21 protein-coding genes and 1 pseudogene are annotated in these 19941 nt (G+C 52.3%); 6 read left to right on the top strand and 16 right to left on the bottom strand.

Annotation, left to right across the window (positions count from 1 at the left end; translation table 11 throughout):
* Nucleotides 1-157: 157 nt before the first annotated feature.
* The 9 genes and pseudogenes from modC to ACT3TF_RS03515 all read right to left on the bottom strand — a co-directional run bounded on the left by modC (nt 158) and on the right by ACT3TF_RS03515 (nt 6439).
* Nucleotides 158-1294: a molybdenum ABC transporter ATP-binding protein gene (modC, locus tag ACT3TF_RS03475; protein WP_444671587.1), complete on the bottom strand. Its 1137-nt coding sequence runs from the start codon at nt 1292-1294 to the stop codon at nt 158-160.
* The gene (gene modB, locus ACT3TF_RS03480) at nt 1284-1982 is read right to left on the bottom strand and encodes a molybdate ABC transporter permease subunit (protein WP_176483442.1); all 699 of its coding nucleotides are present in this window, start codon (nt 1980-1982) and stop codon (nt 1284-1286) included. Before modB ends, modC begins: the two co-directional genes overlap by 11 nt.
* The gene (gene modA, locus ACT3TF_RS03485) at nt 1982-2767 is read right to left on the bottom strand and encodes a molybdate ABC transporter substrate-binding protein (protein ID WP_096281607.1); all 786 of its coding nucleotides are present in this window, start codon (nt 2765-2767) and stop codon (nt 1982-1984) included. Before modA ends, modB begins: the two co-directional genes overlap by 1 nt.
* Before the next feature lie 82 nt (nt 2768-2849).
* Nucleotides 2850-3227 carry a winged helix-turn-helix domain-containing protein gene (locus ACT3TF_RS03490; protein WP_096281605.1) on the bottom strand — a complete coding sequence of 126 codons (378 nt, stop codon included), beginning with the start codon at nt 3225-3227 and terminating at the stop codon, nt 2850-2852.
* 127 nt (nt 3228-3354) lie between these two features.
* A complete protein-coding gene (locus tag ACT3TF_RS03495; protein WP_141393055.1) occupies nt 3355-3594 on the bottom strand; it encodes a TauD/TfdA dioxygenase family protein in 240 nt (79 codons plus the stop codon).
* 214 nt (nt 3595-3808) lie between these two features.
* A complete protein-coding gene (locus tag ACT3TF_RS03500) occupies nt 3809-4465 on the bottom strand; it encodes a methionine ABC transporter permease (RefSeq protein ID WP_444671589.1) in 657 nt (218 codons plus the stop codon).
* Nucleotides 4443-5024 carry an NIL domain-containing protein gene (locus tag ACT3TF_RS03505; protein ID WP_444671767.1) on the bottom strand — a complete coding sequence of 194 codons (582 nt, stop codon included), beginning with the start codon at nt 5022-5024 and terminating at the stop codon, nt 4443-4445. Before ACT3TF_RS03505 ends, ACT3TF_RS03500 begins: the two co-directional genes overlap by 23 nt.
* A gap of 18 nt (nt 5025-5042) precedes the next feature.
* Nucleotides 5043-5576 (bottom strand): annotated as a pseudogene (locus ACT3TF_RS03510) (ATP-binding cassette domain-containing protein); the annotation flags it as partial.
* Nucleotides 5573-6439: a MetQ/NlpA family ABC transporter substrate-binding protein gene (locus ACT3TF_RS03515; protein WP_441684867.1), complete on the bottom strand. Its 867-nt coding sequence runs from the start codon at nt 6437-6439 to the stop codon at nt 5573-5575. The gene ACT3TF_RS03515 and the pseudogene ACT3TF_RS03510, both read right to left, overlap by 4 nt.
* A 398-nt stretch (nt 6440-6837) precedes the next feature.
* Here ACT3TF_RS03515 and ssuD (ACT3TF_RS03520) point away from each other — a divergent pair, with 398 nt between their 5' ends.
* From ssuD (ACT3TF_RS03520) to ACT3TF_RS03545, 6 genes are all read left to right on the top strand, one after another.
* Complete coding sequence (gene ssuD, locus ACT3TF_RS03520) at nt 6838-7974, top strand: FMNH2-dependent alkanesulfonate monooxygenase (protein ID WP_096281598.1); 1137 nt, start codon at nt 6838-6840, stop codon at nt 7972-7974.
* A gap of 53 nt (nt 7975-8027) precedes the next feature.
* Nucleotides 8028-8603: an NADPH-dependent FMN reductase gene (ssuE, locus tag ACT3TF_RS03525; protein WP_444671590.1), complete on the top strand. Its 576-nt coding sequence runs from the start codon at nt 8028-8030 to the stop codon at nt 8601-8603.
* Nucleotides 8604-8624: 21 nt separating this feature from the next.
* Nucleotides 8625-9578, top strand: coding sequence for a sulfonate ABC transporter substrate-binding protein (locus tag ACT3TF_RS03530; protein ID WP_217990290.1), 954 nt, complete (start codon nt 8625-8627; stop codon nt 9576-9578).
* Between the two features lie 118 nt (nt 9579-9696).
* The gene (locus tag ACT3TF_RS03535) at nt 9697-10944 is read left to right on the top strand and encodes an acyl-CoA dehydrogenase family protein (protein WP_444671591.1); all 1248 of its coding nucleotides are present in this window, start codon (nt 9697-9699) and stop codon (nt 10942-10944) included.
* Nucleotides 10945-11358: 414 nt separating this feature from the next.
* Nucleotides 11359-11559 (top strand): hypothetical protein, encoded by a 201-nt coding sequence (locus ACT3TF_RS03540; RefSeq protein WP_444671592.1) that lies wholly within the window; start codon nt 11359-11361, stop codon nt 11557-11559.
* On the top strand, nt 11556-11912 hold the full coding sequence (locus tag ACT3TF_RS03545; RefSeq protein ID WP_255249109.1) for a serine O-acetyltransferase: 357 nt from the start codon (nt 11556-11558) through the stop codon (nt 11910-11912). The genes ACT3TF_RS03540 and ACT3TF_RS03545 overlap by 4 nt, the downstream gene beginning before the upstream one ends.
* A 115-nt stretch (nt 11913-12027) precedes the next feature.
* Here the strand turns inward: ACT3TF_RS03545 and ACT3TF_RS03550 are convergent, their stop codons facing one another.
* The 7 genes from ACT3TF_RS03550 to ACT3TF_RS03580 all read right to left on the bottom strand — a co-directional run bounded on the left by ACT3TF_RS03550 (nt 12028) and on the right by ACT3TF_RS03580 (nt 19912).
* Nucleotides 12028-13461: an LLM class flavin-dependent oxidoreductase gene (locus tag ACT3TF_RS03550; protein WP_441684857.1), complete on the bottom strand. Its 1434-nt coding sequence runs from the start codon at nt 13459-13461 to the stop codon at nt 12028-12030.
* A 3-nt stretch (nt 13462-13464) separates the two neighbouring features.
* Entirely contained in the window at nt 13465-14679 is a 1215-nt protein-coding gene (locus ACT3TF_RS03555; RefSeq protein WP_444671593.1) for an SfnB family sulfur acquisition oxidoreductase, read from the bottom strand.
* Between the two features lie 10 nt (nt 14680-14689).
* Complete coding sequence (locus ACT3TF_RS03560) at nt 14690-15946, bottom strand: SfnB family sulfur acquisition oxidoreductase (protein WP_444671594.1); 1257 nt, start codon at nt 15944-15946, stop codon at nt 14690-14692.
* A 6-nt stretch (nt 15947-15952) separates the two neighbouring features.
* Nucleotides 15953-16759, bottom strand: coding sequence for a MetQ/NlpA family ABC transporter substrate-binding protein (locus ACT3TF_RS03565; RefSeq protein ID WP_441684851.1), 807 nt, complete (start codon nt 16757-16759; stop codon nt 15953-15955).
* 236 nt (nt 16760-16995) lie between these two features.
* On the bottom strand, nt 16996-17580 hold the full coding sequence (locus ACT3TF_RS03570) for an RBBP9/YdeN family alpha/beta hydrolase (protein ID WP_441684849.1): 585 nt from the start codon (nt 17578-17580) through the stop codon (nt 16996-16998).
* A 177-nt stretch (nt 17581-17757) separates the two neighbouring features.
* Nucleotides 17758-18936, bottom strand: coding sequence for an FMNH2-dependent alkanesulfonate monooxygenase (ssuD, locus tag ACT3TF_RS03575; protein ID WP_441684847.1), 1179 nt, complete (start codon nt 18934-18936; stop codon nt 17758-17760).
* A gap of 1 nt (nt 18937) precedes the next feature.
* The gene (locus ACT3TF_RS03580; RefSeq protein WP_444671595.1) at nt 18938-19912 is read right to left on the bottom strand and encodes an aliphatic sulfonate ABC transporter substrate-binding protein; all 975 of its coding nucleotides are present in this window, start codon (nt 19910-19912) and stop codon (nt 18938-18940) included.
* Nucleotides 19913-19941: the final 29 nt, after the last annotated feature.

The raw sequence follows: 19941 nt of genomic DNA on the forward strand, positions 1-19941 counted from the left end.
CAGCTCTTTCAAAGCATCATGATCAATCTGCGTTGTTTGATATCCTCCTAAGCCATCCTGAGATCCCGTTGTGATAGCGCTGGTTCGCTATTATCTGATTTATTACAGGGAGAGGTGACTCGTGCAAAGGTCTCGTAGACTATTAATATAAGAAATATCAATAGTGAGCAACCGATACGCTGCGAATGAGTGCCGTGATCTGTTTGCCGATATGTAGCCCCATTTCATCCCAGGACTTTCGCGTTAGCCTTGCCCTTAGGCGGATATCGCCAACGTTCAAAAGTAGCTCTACGGAGTGCGGGCTTGTCGATAGTGAGGTCATGTCTTCAATAGTGGCGCTGAGCTGGTTGCGGTAGCTGGTTGACTGTAATGGCGTCAGCGCTAAGGCAATATCGCGTGCGAGAATACGCACCCGTAATGGGCTGCCGATAGGAGCCGACGTGCCCGGTATGACTAATCGATGGGTGTCATTAAGGGCGAGGTGAGTCAGATTGTACGTCGCGTCGTGCTCATCTACGCAGCCTTCAAGAATCGATGCAGCGTCAAACCCACCGAGTTCGTGAGTCAAATCAAAGCGCTGTAGCAAGTGATTCAATCGGTCGCTGGCCACGACACGGCCCGCCTTCATCAGCACCAGATGATCGGCGATAGCTGAAATCTCCTCCGCATCATGGCTGACGTAAATTACCGGAATGTCTACCTGCTTGGTCAGTTGAGCAATAAAGCGTAGTAGCTCGTCTTTGCGTGCGCCATCTAGCCCTGTCAGTGGCTCATCCATCAGCAGCAGTTGAGGGTCGCTGAGCAGTGCGCGGCCAATGGCAACCCGCCTGGCTTCCCCGCCCGATAGCGTGCCGGGCATACGTTCGAGCAACGCTTTAATACCCAGGAGCTCGACGATTTCATCAAAGCGGGCTGATGCATGCGCTGGCATGCCATAGGTGAGATTGCCGCGTACTCGGTAGTGAGGAAACAGCCGGGCTTCCTGAAACACGACACCGATTCTACGTTTATGGGCGGCAACGCTAATGCGGCGCCGGGTATCCAGCAGCACTTGGTCACCCAGCTGAATAACCCCGCTATCGGGATATTCAAGACCTGCAATAAGGCGCAGCAAGCTGGTTTTGCCGCTTCCTGACGTGCCAAAAATGCCGGTCACGCCGTGGGCGGGGAGTACCAGCTCGGTTTGAAGATGAAAACTACCGAGCCGTTGGTCGATAGACAATGACAGCGAAGAGGAGTCCACAGGCAATGCGGGATGACGAAGGTTACTAGGATTACTAGGATTAGTAGGCATCGCGTTCCTGCAGTCGTTGTTTAGTACGTCGAGCTAGCCACTCAGAGGCGATCAATGAGAACAGGGCGATGATGATAGCGATAACACAGAGCCGCGCTGCCGCTGATTCCTGGCCGGGCGTCTGAATTAGCGTATACAGCGCCAGCGGCAAGGTACGTGTTTCGCTTGGGATATTAGAGGCAAACGTGATGGTGGCACCAAACTCGGAAAGCGCGCGGGCAAAGGCCAAGACGGTGCCCGTCAGCAGGCCTGGAATGGCCAATGGTAGCGTAATGGTGGTAAACACTCGCCAGCGATTGGCGCCTAGCGTTCGCGCTGCGGCTTCAAGCTTGGGGTCCACCGCTTCCAATGATAGGCGTAGTGCTCGTACCAATAATGGAAATGCCATCACGCCGCTGGCAACGGCGGCGCCTTGCCATGTGAAGGGTAGTGATACGCCGAGAGTGGCATATAACCACTGGCCGACCACCCCTTGTCGACCGAGCGATACTAAGAGTAAATAGCCCACTACCACGGGTGGCAGCACCAGCGGTAGATGAATAAAACCATCGACGATGGATTTGCCTCTGAAGTCGTGTCGGGCTAACCACCAGGCAACCGCAATGCCCGGTGGTAAAATCCAGGCCACTGCCGCTAAGCCAATGAGGAGACTAAGGCGGATAGCCTCCCATTCGGCTGGCGACAGTATCACGGGCTGCTAATGTCGGTGTCGAAGCCATAGTCAGCAAAAATAGTCAGCGCTTCTTCGCTCGCTAACCACTCGCGCAGCGCCACGGCCGCGTCGTTTTGCTCTGCCCCTATTAGTGCAATGGGGTAGGTGATGGGTTCATGGCTGGAGGTGGGAAATAGCCCGAGTACCCGCACGCGGTCACTGGCAAAGGCATCAGTTTGATACACAACGCCAAGCGGCGTTTCCTGTCGTTCTACCAGTGTTAACGCCGCGCGGACGTCGTTACCACGTGCAAGCTTTGGCTCCAGCTCTTCCCACTCACCGAGAAATTCCAGCGCTTGCTGGGTGTAGATACCGGCCGGCACGTGATCCGGGTCGCCGACGGAAAGACGATCACGCTCTTCTAGCAGCGTTGCAATGCGTGCCTCGTCGCCTGGGACGAACTGTTCTGGCAGGTCAGGGCTCGCTGATACCAGCGCCAAACGGTTCTGGAGTAAGTCGCTGCGCTGTTGGATGTTGACGCCTTGCTCTTCGAGCCAGTCCATCCACTGCACGTTGGCGGACAGGAAGAGATCCGTGGGGCTGCCATTGGCGATTTGCCGAGCAAGCGTCGAGGACGATGCATAAATGGGCGTCACGTCAACATCATGCTGAGCTTCATAGACGGCAATGGCGTCATTGAGCGCATCGGTAAGCGAGGCGGCGGCGGCGACTTGAATGTTGTCAGTGGCAAAGGCTGAGGTTGGAAGTGCTAGTGTCAGCGCAGTGGCTAATAAACGGCGATTCATTGCATGTGTAAGCATTGTATTAATTCCGTTATTTCCATATGGATATAGCGGAGATTACACAAAACGGCTCACTAGCTCAATACGATAATAAGCACGTTCAGGGATTGGGATGGCTGGCCGGGGCCAATAGCGAAAGCAGCGCCTGAGCGTCAGTCGAGTCCTCCAGCGAGAGCTGGCGTTCCAACGCACGGTAGTGAGTCAGCACCTGCTTGCCAAGCTCCGTGAGATGAGCACCGCCGCGCTCGTTACCGCCAGAGCTGGTCGATACAAGAGGGGATGGAAAGTGGTTGTTCATAGTATCGATGAGCTGCCAGGCTTTTTTGTAGCTCATCTTGAGTGCGCGGCCAGCGGCTGAAATTGAACCTGTCTGGCTAACCATTTCTAGCAGTTCTGCTTTGCCCGGCCCAATAATCACGTCACGATGCAGCACCAAGCGTAATTGAAACGTTGGCTTTAAATGGTGGGTCCGTGTCATTAAGTGTCTCCAGCGATTGGGCAGCGTTGGGCTAGTTTAGCAGCGACCGATCGTTCAAGGTCCATCCTTCAGCCTTATGTAGGTGTACTAGCATTTATATTTTTGGTAAGCGGCAAAGCAATACTCGTTACCCGACGAGTCCCCATTCGATTTCAGCAGCGGTTTCACTGACATAAGGTCGGTCGCCTTTAACGGTAACGCGTTCACCACGGCGGGCTTGGCCCGCATAGTCAAAAATGGCGCGGTGCTGGGTGCAGCGGTTGTCCCTGATAGCCAAAGTATTTAGGCGTACGGTGAATTCCGGTGCTTCCTGATGGCGATACAGAAACTCAAGCAGTGCCTGGCTTTCAGTATGGGAAAGCTCGATCGCGGGTAAAACCGCGGTTTACAAACAGGCTTTTGCGGCCCGTTTCCGGGAGGTGTTGGGGGGTTGCTCCGCGACGCTTGTTTGTCATCATGTTTCCTCGTTAGCACTACGCTGAAGATACTACTCCAGCGCCTTGGTGAAGCTATGCTCTTTCCCCAAAACTTTTTCTGAATGGATTGGGTGCCTACCTTAATTAAGAGTTAGAAACATTGGCCTACCTGTTTTTTAAAAGGTAAACATAGCGGTCACCGGCATACTGGATGATGGCAACAATGGCAATAAGAATGGCAATAACGGCAAGCATTACGGTGGTATCGTAGCGCTGGTAGCCATAACGAATAGCTAAGTCGCCTAACCCGCCTGCACCGATGGCACCTGCCATGGCAGAGGCAGAAATCATGGCTACAAGCGTGATGGTGAAGCCGCCGATAATCCCCGGTAAGGCCTCAGGCAGAAGAACGTTGAAAATGATATGGCGCTTTTGGCAACCCATCGCCTGGGCAGCCTCAATCACCCCTGAGCTGACTTCGCGCAGACTGACTTCAGCAATGCGAGCAAAGAAAGGCGTCGCGCTCACAGTAATAGGCACAACGGCTGCCCAAATGCCAATGGTTGTACCAGTAATCAAGCGGGTAAGCGGGATCAGCGCAACCAGTAAAATGATAAAGGGTGTGGCGCGGAAGCCGTTGACAATGCTGCCTAGCACTCTATTAACCAGCGGGGCTTCAAAAATTTTCCCCCTGGCGGTGGTCACCAAAATAATGGCCAGTGGAATACCCACAAACCATACAATCGCCGCTGATACACCCACCATATAAAGCGTATCGAGAAAAGCTTGCCAAAGTGCATCAAGCATTCGCTGGGACAGCATAGCCGAGTACCTCCACGGTTGAGATAAGGTCATTAATAGTTTCGAGGCGTTGTGCTAGCTCGTGTTGCTGGTAGGGCAGGCTGACAAGCAGCTCGCCTTGTGGATGGCCTTGAAGTCGACCAATGCCACTCTGCAGCAGCCTGAGGTCGCCGCCTAAACGCTGGCTAAGGATGCCCAGGGGCAGGTAGGTGGCGGCGGTTCCATCGAAAAACAACTTAACAATCGCTCTGGAAGTGCTATTCGCCGGCGTAGCAGATATCGCCTGAACAATATCGTCAGCTACTTTAGGTTTTAATGGCGCCAGTAACGCCTGAGTGGCTTCGTGTTCAGGGCGCCCGAACACGCGCCAAACAGGCCCTAGTTCAGCCAGCGCGCCATCTTCAAGTACCGCCACACGGTCACATATTTGACTAATCACTGACATCTCGTGAGTAATCAGTACGACGGTCAATTTTAGCGTTTTATTAATCTCTTTGATGAGGCTCAAAATGGATTGCGTCGTTTCAGGGTCGAGTGCCGAGGTCGCTTCGTCGCATAGCAGAATTTCTGGGTCTAGCATCAGCGCACGGGCAATGCCAACGCGCTGTTTTTGTCCACCGGAAAGGCGAGAGGGGTAAACATCTTCTTTTCCCTCTAGGCCCACTAAGCGCAGAAGCTCTTGTGCCCGTTGCCGGATGCGCTTCTTATCACGAATGCCCGCCGCTTTAAGCGGAAGCGCTAAATTTTCAAATACGGTCGCTGAAGAGAGCAGATTAAAGTGCTGAAAAATCATCCCAATGCGGCGGCGTAGTATAACGAGACCACCTGTATCGAGGGATTGGATATCGACGCCATTAATCAGCACTTTACCGGTAGTGGCATCTTCAAGGCGATTCAGCGTGCGTATCAGGCTTGATTTACCCGCACCACTCCTCCCTATAATGCCGAAGATCTCTCCCTGGTAAATATCCAAATTGATATCTTTAAGCGCCTCCACACGCCGCTGACCAGATACATAGGTTTTACTGACACCTTCAAGTCTCAGATGCAGAGGGGGACGGGGAGACGTTTTTTGGCTATAAGCAGCCCCCGAAGGGGCTATCTTACGATAGGGGGCAACGGCAATATTCATTCACTCAGCTCCAAGGGAGGAAAGTATTCCCATGCCAATTGATACAGCGAGCTATCGCCGAAGGCTTCTTCAAGAGAGGCCTTTACTTCAGGCGCCTGCTGGTAGATTGAAATGAACTGATGAATAGCGGGAGCATCTTCGTTATCAGGATGCACAACGAAACGCAGCGCGAAAGTATGCGTATCGTCAATATGAAATAGCAGTGCATCTGCAGGATCAGTCACCCCGGAAGATTTTATGTAATGTGGGTAGCTAAGAATAGCGGCAACATCTTCAAACGCGCGAGGTAACTGTGGCCCTGGTAGCTCTACAAAAGACAGATCCAACGGATTGTCTTCAATATCGTACAGACTGGCATGGTAGCCAATGCCTTCAGGCAAGGTTATTAATCCAGCTTGCTCTAAAAGCAGCAATCCTCGGCCCTGATTAACTGGGTCATCGGCTACTGCAATGGTGCTACCCGCCGGTATGTCTTCTGCTTTATCAAATTCCTTTGAGTAAATGCCCATTAAGCCCTCAACCCCGTAGGCAAGAGGGATTAAATCAAAGCCGCGCTCCTCCTCGGCATTGGTCAGAAAAGGTTCATGCTGAAAGTAGTTGATATCGATATCTTTATTTAGCACGGCGGTATTAGGAAGAACCCAGTCGCTAAATTCAATCACTTCAACGTTGATACCTTGTTCTTTTGCAAGGTCAGCCGCGACATAGATCGAATCGACAATCAGTCCATTTGAAACAACACCAATTTTAACGTCTTCAGCTTTGACCTGTGAAATAGCGGTAAAGGGCAATAAAAGGCTGGTAAGCCAGTATTTTCTAGCTTGGGCAAAAGAGAAAAAGCGAGTGAGAGGGGGGGGTCGCATAATGATGTACTCAGTCATGGTTAGTAATGCAAGACCATAAATCACTATGCCGATGCTTAAAAATAGTTATGGATGCTTTGTAATTCATGATTAGCAAATTGTTTTTAGTGATAGGTTTTTTAGTTAAATGTATTTTTCATAAGAAATTGATTGGTTTTTTTATTGATAAGGTGGGGTTTAGTAGCGGAGGCTATATAGCCTGAGAAGGCTTGTGATGCGAATAGTTAAAATAAAAGTGGTCGGAAATTTGATGGCGTTAGACTGGCTTTTTGTGTTCTTAATATTTATATCTAATAAAGTGATTTGTGTGGCTTTTATCCATTTCTTTATGCTGTTGGTAATCAGTGCTTAATGCCCCTTGCAACCTGGCTACAGGTTATTGACAGGATGATGACGCGATGAGTTTAGATATTTTCTGGTTTTTGCCTACGTCTGGCGATACGCGTTATTTGGGTAAAGGTAGTGGGCGGCCACCCAGCAACGCTTATTTGCAGCAAATAGCGGTTGCCGCAGAACACCATGGTTATGATGGCTTACTCATTCCTACGGGATCCAGCTGCCTAGACCCTTGGGTGGTGGCTTCAAGTTTAGTACCCGTCACTCAGCGGATTAAATTATTGGTGGCTTTGCGCACCTCTATTTCAGGCCCTACTGCCTCCGCTCGCCAGGCGGCAACGCTGGATCAGGCGTTAAAAGGCAGGTTGTTGCTCAATGTAGTGCCGGGTGGCGATGCCGCTGAGCTGGCGGCCGAAGGGGTTCACTTGACCCATGACGAGCGCTATGAAGTGGCCGATGAATTTCTAACGGTTTGGAAGCGCCTGTTGGAAGGCGAAAGTGTTGATCATCAGGGCAAATACTTTCAGATTGAAGGAGCCAAGAATTTTTTTGATCCTGTCCAGAAGCCTTATCCACCGCTTTATTTTGGCGGATCTTCCCCCGCCGCTCATCAATTAGCCGCAAAGCATGTTGATGCCTATCTAACTTGGGGCGAACCCCCTGCCGCTGTCGCGGAAAAAATCGCTGAGGTACGTGCAGCCGCAGCCAAGTACGGGCGCGAGGTAAAATTTGGCGTGCGCCTCCATGTGATTGTGAGAGAAACCCGCGAAGAGGCGTGGCAGGCGGCAGATAAGCTGATTGCCAGTCTCGATGACGAAACCATTCAAAAAGCTCAAGAGAATTTTTCCCGCATGGATTCCGTTGGGCAGCGGCGCATGGCCGAGCTGCACGGTGGAAGGCGCGATAAGCTCGAGATAAGCCCTGATCTTTGGGCAGGTGTCGGGCTGGTAAGAGGCGGAGCAGGTACGGCGTTGGTGGGTGACCCGGAAACGGTGGCGCAGCGTTTGAAAGAGTACGCGGATTTGGGCGTGGATACGTTTGTGCTCTCGGGTTATCCGCATCTTGAAGAGGCGATCCGCTTCGCTGAACTCGTCTTCCCTTTGTTGCCCGGTAAACAGGCGGTGACAGAAGAGGGCGTATTTACAGGCGGTGCTTTTGATGCGAGAGCTACGCGCACGCCTCAGGAATCAGCCTCTTAAATCACTGTTTCTATCCATGACATCTTAGCTATTTGTTGAATAAGGAGCTTGTTATGAGTGTTGTACTAATTGCAGGAAGCCCAGGCCGTTTGTCACGTACCGCAGCGTTAATCGACTTTATTAACAGCGAGCTACAAGAAAAAGGGATCGAAACAGACGTATTCAACGTTAATGAGTTTGACGGTAATGAAGTGTTTTTTGCTGATTTTACAGCCCCTCAAATTGTTCGCTACCGAGAGGCGATCGCCAAGGCAGATGCGGTTGTGTTGGCAACGCCCGTTTACCAGGCCTGCTTTTCAGGGGCACTTAAGCTGCTGCTGGATTTAATACCTGAGCGTGGGCTGAAAGGCAAAGTAGTGTTGCCTCTTGCCAACGGCGGCTCTGACAGTCATCTACTGGTGATCGATTACGCGTTAAAGCCGGTGTTGTCAGCGTTAGGGGCCAGCAATGTGTTGGGCGGTGTCTACGTCAACGCGAAACAGCTCACGCTTGATGGTGAAACGCGCTATCAGGTGGGGGAGGAGGCAAGCGCTCGGATCAGTCGCTCTATTGAAGAGCTGATTGAAACGCTCCCCAGTCAGAGTTCGGCATCAGCGAGTGCCTACCAGCGCTCTGTTGCCTACGCTTAATTTTCTTGGATGGGCTCTATTATGATCAAACAATCGGCCTTATCTGCCGCCGTACTGTCGGGAGTGTTGGCCTTCTTGCCTCACTCATTATTGGCTGCCGATGACCCTGAAACCTTGCGTATTGGTTTCCAAAAGTATGGCACGTTGGTACTGCTCAAAGAGCGTCAAGCGCTGGAAGAACGATTTTCTGATCGTAATATCAATGTCACCTGGACGGAGTTTCCTGCTGGCCCACAAATGCTGGAAGCCCTTAATGTAGGCAGCATTGATTTTGGCACGGTAGGTGAAACACCGCCGGTCTTTGCCCAAGCTGCCGGGGCGGATCTTGTTTATGTGGCCCACCAGCCCCCAGCGCCTCAAGCAGAAGCGATTCTTGTGCACGAAGATTCGCCTATCCAAAGTGTGACCGAGCTGGAAGGCAAGCGCGTTGCGCTAAACCGTGGTTCTAATGTCCATTACCTGTTGGTACGTGCGCTACAGGATGCCGGGCTATCGATCCACGATATTCGCACTGCCTTTTTAACCCCTTCGGATGCGCGCGCAGCATTTGAGCGAGGCAGCGTCGATGCCTGGGTCATTTGGGAACCCTACTTGGCTGCTGCCGAAGATGCATTAGGAACACGTATTCTGACCGACGGTACCGATTTAGTCAGTAACCATGAGTTTTATATTGCCGCAGGGCCATTGGTAGAGCAGTACCCGCATGTTGTTGAAGAGATTGTACAAGAGCTACAGGAACTAGATAGCTGGGCAGCTGATAACCTGCGTGAAGTGGCTGAGCTGCTAGCCCCTTCCATCGGCCTTGATCCGGATGTGGTGTATGTAGCCGCGAATCGCGCAAGCTACGGTGCTCAATATCTGTCTGATGAAGTGATTGCTCAGCAGCAGGATATCGCCGATACCTTCTTTGAATTGGAGCTTATTCCCCACGAGTTGGATATCGCTTCTGTGGTATGGCGGCCTAGCGATGAGTAATACACCGTATCCTTACCCACTAACGGCGATTGAGCCTCAGGGTGCCTGGGCCTGCGTTTTACCGTTTGATGGTTCTTTTTTCTGGTTTTTGCATTAATGCATTGAGGAGAGTGGCCGCATGAGCATTGGAAATGCCTATCCAGATCAGTCTGAACGATTGAGAGCGGTGGATCCCAAGCGAGACGTTCTGTCGAGCGATGATCAGCAGCATTGGCTGACCATTGCTGATCAGTTGGCAGCGCGCCTAGCCGAAAGTGCCGTTGAGCGTGATCGCCTGGGTGGGCATGCCTCTTTTGAGCGCGAGCTGATTCGTGACAGCGGTTTGTTGACGCTTGCTGTACCCACTGAGTATGGCGGTCAGGGGCAGCCATGGTCACTTGTTTATCAAGTGGTCAGACGCTTAGCCAGGGTGGATTCAGCACTTGCCCATGTGTTTGCTTTCCACCACCTGCAAGTGGGGTCGGTATTACTTTACGGCAATCAACACCAGCAGCAGCGACTTTTAGCCGCCACTGCTCAAGAACATCTTTTCTGGGGCAATACCCTTAACCCGCTGGATAAGCGCACAGTCGCTACCGAACGCGATGGTGGCGGCTTTATCCTGCAAGGCAAGAAGGGGTTCTGCTCGGGAGCAAAAGGATCAGACTATCTGACCGTCTCAGCGTGGCATGAGCCGACCCAAAGTCTAGTGATTGCGGCGTTGCCCACTCACCGCCCTGGCATTACCGTGCATGATGATTGGGACGCTATCGGTCAGCGGCAAACCGATAGCGGTACCGTGAGTTTCGAGCAGGTGGAAGTGCTAGAGCGCGAAGTCCTGCTACCGCCTGGTTTTGCGTGGTCCCCGCCGGCTCAGTTTCGCGCCTGTTTAGCCCAGTTAGTGTTAGTCAATCTATACGTCGGCATTGCCGAAGGGGCGTTTGAGGAGGCTAAGCGCTTTACGCTTGAGCATGGGCGACCTTGGTTAGCCTCTGACGCAGCTCAAGCGCAAGATGACCCCTACCTTCAGCGCCACTTTGGTGAACTATGGGTCAAGCTGCGTAGTGCTCAAGTATTGGCCGATATAGCAGGCGATATAGCCCAGCGCCACTTTGTGAAACGTACCGCTATTAGTGCCGAAAACCGGGGTGAGGCCGCGATTGCCATTGCAGAGGCGAAAGTCGTGGCGCACCAAGCGGCTTTGGATGCTAGCAGCCGGTTGTTTGATATTGCAGGTGCGAGGGCGACTGCGCGGCCTTTGGGGCTGGATCGTTTTTGGCGCAATGCACGCACCCATACACTCCATGATCCGATGGATTATAAAATACGCGATCTAGGCCGGTGGGCACTGCTGGACCAGTATCCAGTGCCGACGTCTTATTCGTAGTCAGGGCAAACTATCAAGGCTTGAAACAGAAGAGGCCCACGCTGAGATGAGTGAAAAAGACCACAATGAGCCATCTCCTTGGCCATTAGACAGTGTGGTGACAGAGTTACGCCAGGTTAAGGCACGAGTGGCGCGAGCGCCAAGGCCGGGAGACCGACCTGGGCACCCGGGAGCTTCCTGCTCACCGCCATATACATGAGGTGATTGATGCCTTATGCGGCATCTTATTTCCCATGCGTTTAGGACCCTTCGATCTCAAACAGGAGAGTGAAGATTTTTATGTGGGGCATCAGCTTGGTCACGCGTTGAATATTCTGGTTACCCAGGTGCGTTTAGAACTGAGTTGCCAGCAGCCGCGCCTGGAACCCCAGGCTCAAGATTGCAAAGCGAACGAATTTGTCCGGCGTTGCCACCATGCTGCCTGCACTGCGTCGGCAATTGGATCAGGACGTGATAGCTGCCTATCGCGGCGACCCGGCAGCGTCCTCGGTAGACGAAATTTTGCTTTGTTACCCAGGGCTATTGGCAATTATTCATCATCGCATAGCAAATGTGTTCTATGTGGAAGGGCTGAGGATCCTCGCCAGAATCATTGCCGAAAAGCCCACTCGGTGACAGGTATTGATATTCATCCTGGCGCAACAATTGGCAGCCATTTCTTTATCGACCACGGCACGGGGGTTGTGGTTGGTGAAACGGCGGTCATTGGTGAGCGGGTACGCCTTTATCAGGCGGTGACGCTAGTAGCGGTAAGATTCGATGAAGACGATCAGGGTGCACTCACCAACGGCGAGCCACGCCACCCCATTGTGGAAGACGACGTGGTGACCTATGCCGGTGCCACCATTCTTGGCCGTATCACCATTGGTCGCGGCGCTGTGATTGGCGGCAACGTTTGGCTAACCCGCGATGTACCTCCAGGTAGCAGGATTACTCAGGCGGTACTGCGGCAGTCGGTAGATACTTAGAATACCTAAATTCACAATCCTATCATTGCTAGGCTAAGCGATAGCACTTCTTATTATGACTTACCCAGGCTCGTATTAAATATCGCTACGAGCTTGGGTTTTGCTTCGCTATCTATTATTCCTCTTGTTTAACCCAGTGCTCTTCGGTGATCGTTTCCTCTGAAACCTGTTGAATGTTGAGGTGGCTATTTAGACGACGATACTGAGCTCCAGCGTGGTAGTCAGGAAGACGGTCCCCGGCACTAAAGAGTTTGTGGCGTAGGCTGCCTTCCTGGTAGCTGGTTTTGTAGACACCGCGATTTTGCAGCTCCGGCACGATGAGATCGGCAATATCGTCAAAGCTTTCCGGTGTGACCGTGCGCGATACGTTGAACCCATCAATGCCGACGTCAGTGATCCATGACTCAAGTTCATCGGCGATATTGGAGGGGTCGCCTACTAGGGTGGGGTAGCGACTGCCTAGCTTGAAACGTTCCAGTAACTTACGCTTGGTCATGGCGTTGGCTTGGGCACTGCTCGCCGCCGACTGAATGGCATTGCTGTTGCCGTAGTGAATCGGCTCATCCATCTCAAAGCGATCAAAATCGATGCCGACGCTGCTAGAAAAGTGGGCAAGTCCTGCTTCGGGGCTGGCATAGCGGCGGTAATCATCGTACTTATCCTTCGCCTCCTGTTGGTTAGTGCCCGTAATCATCGCAATGCCCGCGAAGATTTTGATATCGTCAGCTTTGCGCCCCGCTTCAACGGCTTCACGACGCAGGCTATCCACTGCCCGTTTTGCCTCACCCTTATCCTGGGCGCTGATAAACACGGCTTCTGCATGGCGGGCGGCAAACTGTTGCCCACGGGTTGAACTGCCTGCCTGATAAAGTACCGGCGTGCGCTGTAGGGAAGGTTCACTTAGGTGGTAGCCTTCCATCTGGTAGTAAGGGCCTTGATGAATGATTTTGTGCACTTTCGCGGGGTCGCTAAACACGCGAGCCTGGCGGTCGCGCAGTACGGCACCTTCTTCCCAGCTGCCTTCCCATAGCTTGTAGAGAAGTTCTAAGTAATCGTCCGCGCGGTCATAGCGCTCATCATGAGGGGCTAGTCCATGGAGACCGGCTGCTTTAGAACCGCTATCGAGATATCCTGTGACGATATTCCAACCGATGCGGCCACGGGTGAGGTGATCGAGTGTCGACATGCGGCGAGCAAAGAGATAGGGCGGCTCAAAACTTAAGTTGGCGGTAATGCCGAAGCCTAAATGCTGTGTCACTGCAGCCATCGCCGAGACGAGTACGGCAGGGTCATTGAGAGGCAGCTGTACTGACTCTCGCAACGTCGTTTCAACACTATTTTGATAAACGTCGTACACCCCGATGATATCGGCAATAAACAGGCCATCAAACAGGCCGCGCTCCAGAGTCTTTGCCAACTCTGTCCAGTATTCCAGCGTGTTGTAGTCTGACGAGTTATCCCTTGGGTGAGTCCATAACCCGTGATTGATATGGCCCACACTGTTCATGTTGAACGCATTAAGCAGAATATGTTTTTTGGGCATTGGCATCGTTTAGATAGCTCCGTGACGGGGTGGGCGTTGATCATTGAGGTAGAAATTGCCTATTGCGTGCAGCTTCCAGCGTGCAGGGTCATGTAAGGTATGTGTGCGGGCATTACGCCAGAAGCGATCTAACTGCCGGTTATCCAACGTTGCCCCCGTGCCGGATAGCTCGAATAACTGTGAACCCGCCAACAATGAAACCTCGGTGGTGAGTACTTTCGCCTCGGCGACATCGATGGAGGCTTGCGCCACGCTGTCGTCATCGGGCGTTTTCTGGGCAATGGCAACGCTGCCAGCCGCTCGTTTAAGCAGGCTCTTTGCCGCTTTTAGGCGCACGGAGAGATTTCCTACCCGCTCAATTAACAGCGGGTCTTCGTTTGCCTGCTCTACGCCTGCATCAATCCAAGGCCTAGCATGCTGTTTGACGAACGCCAGTGTGGCGGCGAAAGCGCCTTGAGCAATGCCCAAATCAATCGCGGCGTGCATCAACTGGGCAAAGGGGCCGATAGCGGTGGGCCGTTCAAAGGAGTCGGTAAACGGCACTACCCATAAGGGGTCTACCAAAACGTTCTCCAGCTGTACTGATCCACTTCCCGTGAGGCGTTGGCCAAAGCCGTCCCAGTCGTCGGTAATGGTGACTCCGTGTGCTGATTTGGGAATGAAAACCAGCTGCTGGCGGCCTGCTTCATCCACCACTAGAGTGGGTATCCAATGGGCATAAAGAGCGCCGGTGCAGTAAAATTTTTGTCCATTGACGCGCCACTGATGACTGGCGTCTCTGTACAATCTGGTGCGGCGTTTGTAATCCTTATGACCTATTTCCGCTAGTGCATTACCCAATCGCTTACCGCGGATGACCTCTGAATAGAAGAAGCGCTTTTGTGCTTCACTGCCGCCTACGCGCAACACCTCAAGGGCATAAAAGTGGTTTTGGGGGATTTGGGCGATGGAGCCATCGGCTGCAGCAATGATGGCCATTACTTGAGTAAGTGCGTCACTACTTAGCTCTGAGCCACCATAGTCAGCTGGTACGGTGATCGCCCATAGGCCGCTTTTCGTAAATTCATCAAGCTCTTGCCAAGGCAGGAGGCGTTCTTTATCACGCTTAGCTGCTTGCTGTTCAAAACGTCTAGCGAGGATGTGCGCGGCCGCAATCGCTTGCTGATCGCTGATGATCAACCCCGCGCGGTTTGCTTGAGGAGACGAGAGGGTAGCTCGAGTCATGGTTGCTCCCTTAATTCCATTGATGGCGCGCGGGTAGCACGTCATTGAGGTAGTAGTTGCCGAGTAAGTGATATTTCCAGCGAACCGGGTCGTGCAGGGTGTGGGTACGCGCGTTACGCCAATGGCGATCCAAGTTGTGCTTGGCGCGGGTGGCAGATGCCCCGGCAAGCTCAAAGAGTCGCTCACTGGCTTCAAGCGCTACTTCCGTGGTGAGAATTTTCGCTTCTGCCACCGCAACGGAAGCTCTTGCACTGCCTTTATCGTCAATCGGCTGGCTAGCGATCTCATCAAGCGTCGCGGCAGCTTCCTGAAGCACTGCGTTGGCGGCATGGAGGTCGATTTTCAGGCGGCCAAATGCATGAATGATATAAGGGTCATCGCTGGCGCGAGCAACGCCGGAATCTGTCCAGGGGCGGGCGTGTTCGCGCACAAACTGAATAGCATCGTCGATAGCGTTACTGGCAATGCCTTCATCAATAGCGGCCTGAATGAGCTGTGAAGATGGCCCGCTCAGCCCAGGCTTATTGGCGATTTTCCACACCGCCAGGGTATGTTCCAAGGGAACCTGAACGTCGTTAAACGTGACGGTGCCACTGGCCGTGATACGTTGACCAAAGGCCGACCAGTCGTCGATAACGTCTACGCCTGGCGCTGAGCGTGGCACAAAAGCCAGTACAGCACGGCCCTGTTCATCCAGAGCGCGGGTAGGAATCCAGTGGGCATAGAGTGCGCCGGTGGAGTAGAAGCGTGTGCCATTAAGGCTGAGGTTATCTTGGCCTTGCTGTTCAGCAATGCGTGTGCGCTGATGCAGAATGGTTTTGGTTCCCCGCTCTGGCCCTGCGTTGCCAAATCGCTGACCTTTCAAGACGAGGTCAAACCAGTGCGCTTTCTGCTCTTCGCTAGCCAGCTCTTTCACTACGCCGATTACGCCAAACTGGTTTTGAGGAATTTGACCCAAAGCGGGGTCAGCAGCACTCAAAAGGCGAAAAACCTCCGCAACGGTTTGATAAGAGACATCCGCCCCGCCGTATTCGCGTGGTACGGTTATTCCGCCTAAGCCGCTGTAAGAAAACTCATTAATTTCTTTCCAGGGCAGCCGCCGTTCAGCATCGCGAGTGGCGGCTTCCTGTGCGAAGCGCTTGGCAAGTGCATGTGCCGTGGAGATTGCTTCCTCGTCACTACGGATAATACGAACACGGTCGGCGACAATGGGGAGAGGCTCCATTAAGGAGCCATCCGCTGAGGCAGTAGTGGGTGATGAGCTCATAAGTAACTACTCTACCCAGGGGAGCGTATAGAGATCAGGGTTGCCGCCATAGCTGGCATCAATGGTTTCCCTTACGGCAGGAGACGTTTGGAATTGGTTAATGACATCCAGAAGAAGAGCGTCATCCGTTCGGCTCTCCTGGGCCACAAAGCCAATGGCGTAGAAGGTATCGTCAATCCCTGAATAAAGAAGCGCCTCGCCAGCTTGCTCCGAACGCCCTGCATTCACAAATTGGCTGGGCCATGAAACGGCTAAATCCACATCATCCAGGCTGCGTATGATTTGTGGTCCATCAATTTCATGGAAACGGAGGTGATGGGGATTCGAGGTAATATCGTGCACGGTAGCGCCAATGGCATCACTATCACTTAATTCGATTAATCCTGCGCGCTGAAGTAGCAATAGCCCCCGCCCTTGATTGACAGGATCACTGGCAACCGCCACCCGGGCTCCTTCGGGAATATCCTCCAATGCGGTGAGGGTATTGGAGTAGATACCAATATTTTGCAATAACCCCAGCCCCAACATGCTGAGCTCATAGCCACGCTGGTCGATCGCGTTATCTAAAAAGGCTTGGTGCTGGAAAAAGTTGAGATCGATATCGCCATTGTTAAGCGCTTCATTGGGGAGCGTCCAGTTGCTAAATTCAATGACTTGAAGGTCAATACCTTGTTCACTAATTTCATCACTGAGCGCTAGCAGTGAATCTGACGTAACCCCAGACGTTGTACCAATGCGTACCACATTATCGGCATAGGAGGCCGTTGCAACCGCTATGAGTGCTGAAGAAAGTAATAATGAGCGAAGTTTCATCGTAAGTCCTTATCCTTAATAAGTGTTTATAAATCAATGCAGGGTGGTTAGTGATTGCGCATCGGAAGTGCTTCTGTAAATGATCATCTATTTATAAATAAAAGCTTAGGAAGTATTTTAGATGTTGATATTCATAAATAAGACATAAGTAAGATGATAAAAAATCCCTCTTAACGAGGGATGAAAGATGACGCTGAAGGAGAAAGGAGAAGACTATGATTTTTTAGCAAAAGACATTAAGCACTGCGTCGCTGATCACTATGTAGCTCGCGATAATAATTAAAGCACTTTAGTAAGCGAAGACCGTCACTCCAATGCGTATGCCCTGATGCACTATTAATATGACCTGCATCGCGGATAATATGTAGAGCGCTTTTCCATTCGTTAGCAAAATGCTGAATACGTTCGAGACTCGCGGTATGGTCGTTGGTAGACCCGACTACCAAACTGGGAAAAGGTAATGGCGTTAAGGGAATAGGGCCAAACGCCGCCAAGCTCTGATTTACACTCCCTCGTTCTACGTCAGCAGGTGCGACGAGCAAGGCGCCTTGTATCTTGGTCCTTAAGTTTGGCCTTGTGGCTGCCCAATGCGCTACAGTAACGCACCCAAGGCTGTGAGCAATCAGGACAATAGGCCCCTTGGCCTGAGCAATAGCATGTTCAAGTGATGAAACCCAATCATTTAATTGAGGGTGGCTCCAACTATTAACATGTGTACGTGAGCTATTAAGCAGCTGTGTTTGCCAATGGCTTTGCCAGTGATCCGAACCAGAGCCATTCCAACCGGGCACTATCAGATAGTGTTTGTTTAATGACGTCATCCTTAAATCTCCCAGATTGAAATTGCTGCAATTAAAAAGAGTATGTCGTACGGGGAGAAAATAACAATGGCTGGTAAATAAGGATAAATGAAAAGCTTATTAAGAAATAAAGATAAATAAAAAATATGCCTCTTTGAGAAAAGAGGCATATTGAGTCCTGAGTTAAAAAGTGTTTGTTTAGCGAGGCTTGGTACTGTTAGCAACTATTTCGCCGCGCACCGCTGCGCGAAGAGTGTCGAGTTCGGGTGGCGGCTCGTGGTCTTTTGGCAGCAGTGGAAGTACCTTTTCACCAAAGTGGTAGGCCTCTTCCAAGTGTGGGTAACCTGAGAAAATAAAGGTATCGACGCCCACCGCCATATATTCTCGAATACGCTCGGCCACGGTTTCAGAGCTACCCACTAATGCGGTGCCTGCGCCGCCGCGCACCAGGCCCACCCCTGCCCATAGGTTGGGGCTGACCTCAAGTTTATCCCGCCGCCCACCGTGTAGGGCGGCCATCCGGCGCTGGCCTTCGGAATCCATACGTGAAAACGTCTTCTGTGCAGCGGCAATGGTCTCATCATCCACATGCTCAATGAGTTTATCCGCCGCTGCCCATGCTTCTTCATCCGTGTCGCGTACAATGACATGCAGCCGGATGCCAAACGTTAATTCACGGCCCGCCTTGTTGGCTGCTTCACGCACGGTAGCAATTTTGTCGGCCACTTGTGCCGGTGGCTCACCCCAGGTGAGATATTTATCAACGATATCCGCCGCTACTTCGATACCTGCTACCGATGAACCACCAAAATATAGTGGTGGGTAGGGCGTTTGAGCCGGTTCAAAAATCAGTTGGCCCTCTTCAATGTGGATATGCTTACCCTGATAGGTAACATTTTCACCGGCAAGCAAGCGACGGTAAACGTCCAGGAACTCCCGGGTAACTTCATACCGTTGGTCGTGGGGCAGGAAGATGCCATCGCCCTTATTCTCAACGGGATCGCCTCCGGTCACTACATTGATCAGCAATCGGCCATTGGAAATGCGGTCAAGGGTTGCGGTCATACGAGCTGCCACGGTGGGCGACTGCAACCCCGGGCGCACCGCAACGAGAAAGCGCAAGCGCTCGGTGGTGGGTACCAGAGCGGAGGCAATCACCCAGGAATCTTCGCAGCTTCGGCCGGTGGGAAGAAGAACCCCGTAAAAGCCGAGTTGGTCTGCTGCTTGGGCAATTTGCTTAAGGTAGCCAAGGCTGACTTCGCGGCCTCCTTGGGCCGTTCCCAAATAGTGCCCATCTCCATGAGTGGGTAAAAACCACAGAAACTTCCCTTTTTTGACAGGCGCTGCTGTTTGGGACGCGACAGAAGATGCGGTCATCTTATTCTCCTGGTTGCCAAATGGGCGAGTCCGTTGCATCAACGGCATGAGGCAGAATCTCCGCGGCGAAGAAGGCATCAGCAATTTTCTGTTGCTCTCCAAGGCCTTCCAGCGTGACAGGCTGAACGTCATAGCTACGATTTAGGTTGGCCGTTTGTACAATGTCAGGGTCAAGATTGCCCCAGAGCGGTGCTAACAGCTCGGCGGCTTCTTCTGAGTTCTCGTTTACCCAGTTGCCCGCTTCGTTTAGCGCTTCATAAACGGTTGATATCGCCTCAGGGTTCGCCTCTACATAGGGCGTGGCTGCCAGGTAATAACGTGTGTAGCTGGCCAACCCGTCGCTTCCATCTGTGATAGTGCGAGTCTCAAGGGTTGCGCGGGAGGCAGAGAGGAAGGGTTCCCACGCAATCCAGGCGTCTACATTGCCTTGGGCAAAGGCAGCACGGGCATCGGCAGGTGGCAAATAGGAGACGCGTACGTCATCCAACGTGAGGCCAACGCTTTCAAGGGCGGCAATCAGTAAGTAATGGTTGCCCGCGCCACGTGTCACGGTAATTCGCTTACCGGCGAGGTCTTCCAATGTTTCTATGTCGCTGTCTTCGAGAACGATCAGTGCCTGACCGGCAGGCGAGGGGGCTTCACTGGCATAGAAGGTGAGGTCGGCGCCGGCCGCTTGGGCAAAAATCGGCACGGTATCAGCGACATCAGCGCTGATGTCGATATTGCCAACATTTAAAGACTCAAGCATCGGTAAGCCGCTGGTGAATTCGTACCAGTTGATGGTGACGCCCTGCTCAGCGAGTTTCTCTTCAAGCGAATTGTTATTCCTTAAAACACTCATCAGAGTAGACGAGCGCTGATAGCCAATACGTAACTCTTCGGCCAGGGTAAGCGGTGCTTGAAGTAGTGTGGCTGTTGCTAAAGCCCCCACGATGGCGGTTCGTTTAAAGGCGAGTGGCAGAGCGAAAGGTTTCATGGAGTTATTCCTTAATGGGCACATTCCGT

It is taken from the genome of Halomonas sp. AOP25-F1-15 (assembly GCF_052378675.1).
Classification (GTDB): Bacteria; Pseudomonadota; Gammaproteobacteria; order Pseudomonadales; family Halomonadaceae; genus Vreelandella; species Vreelandella casei.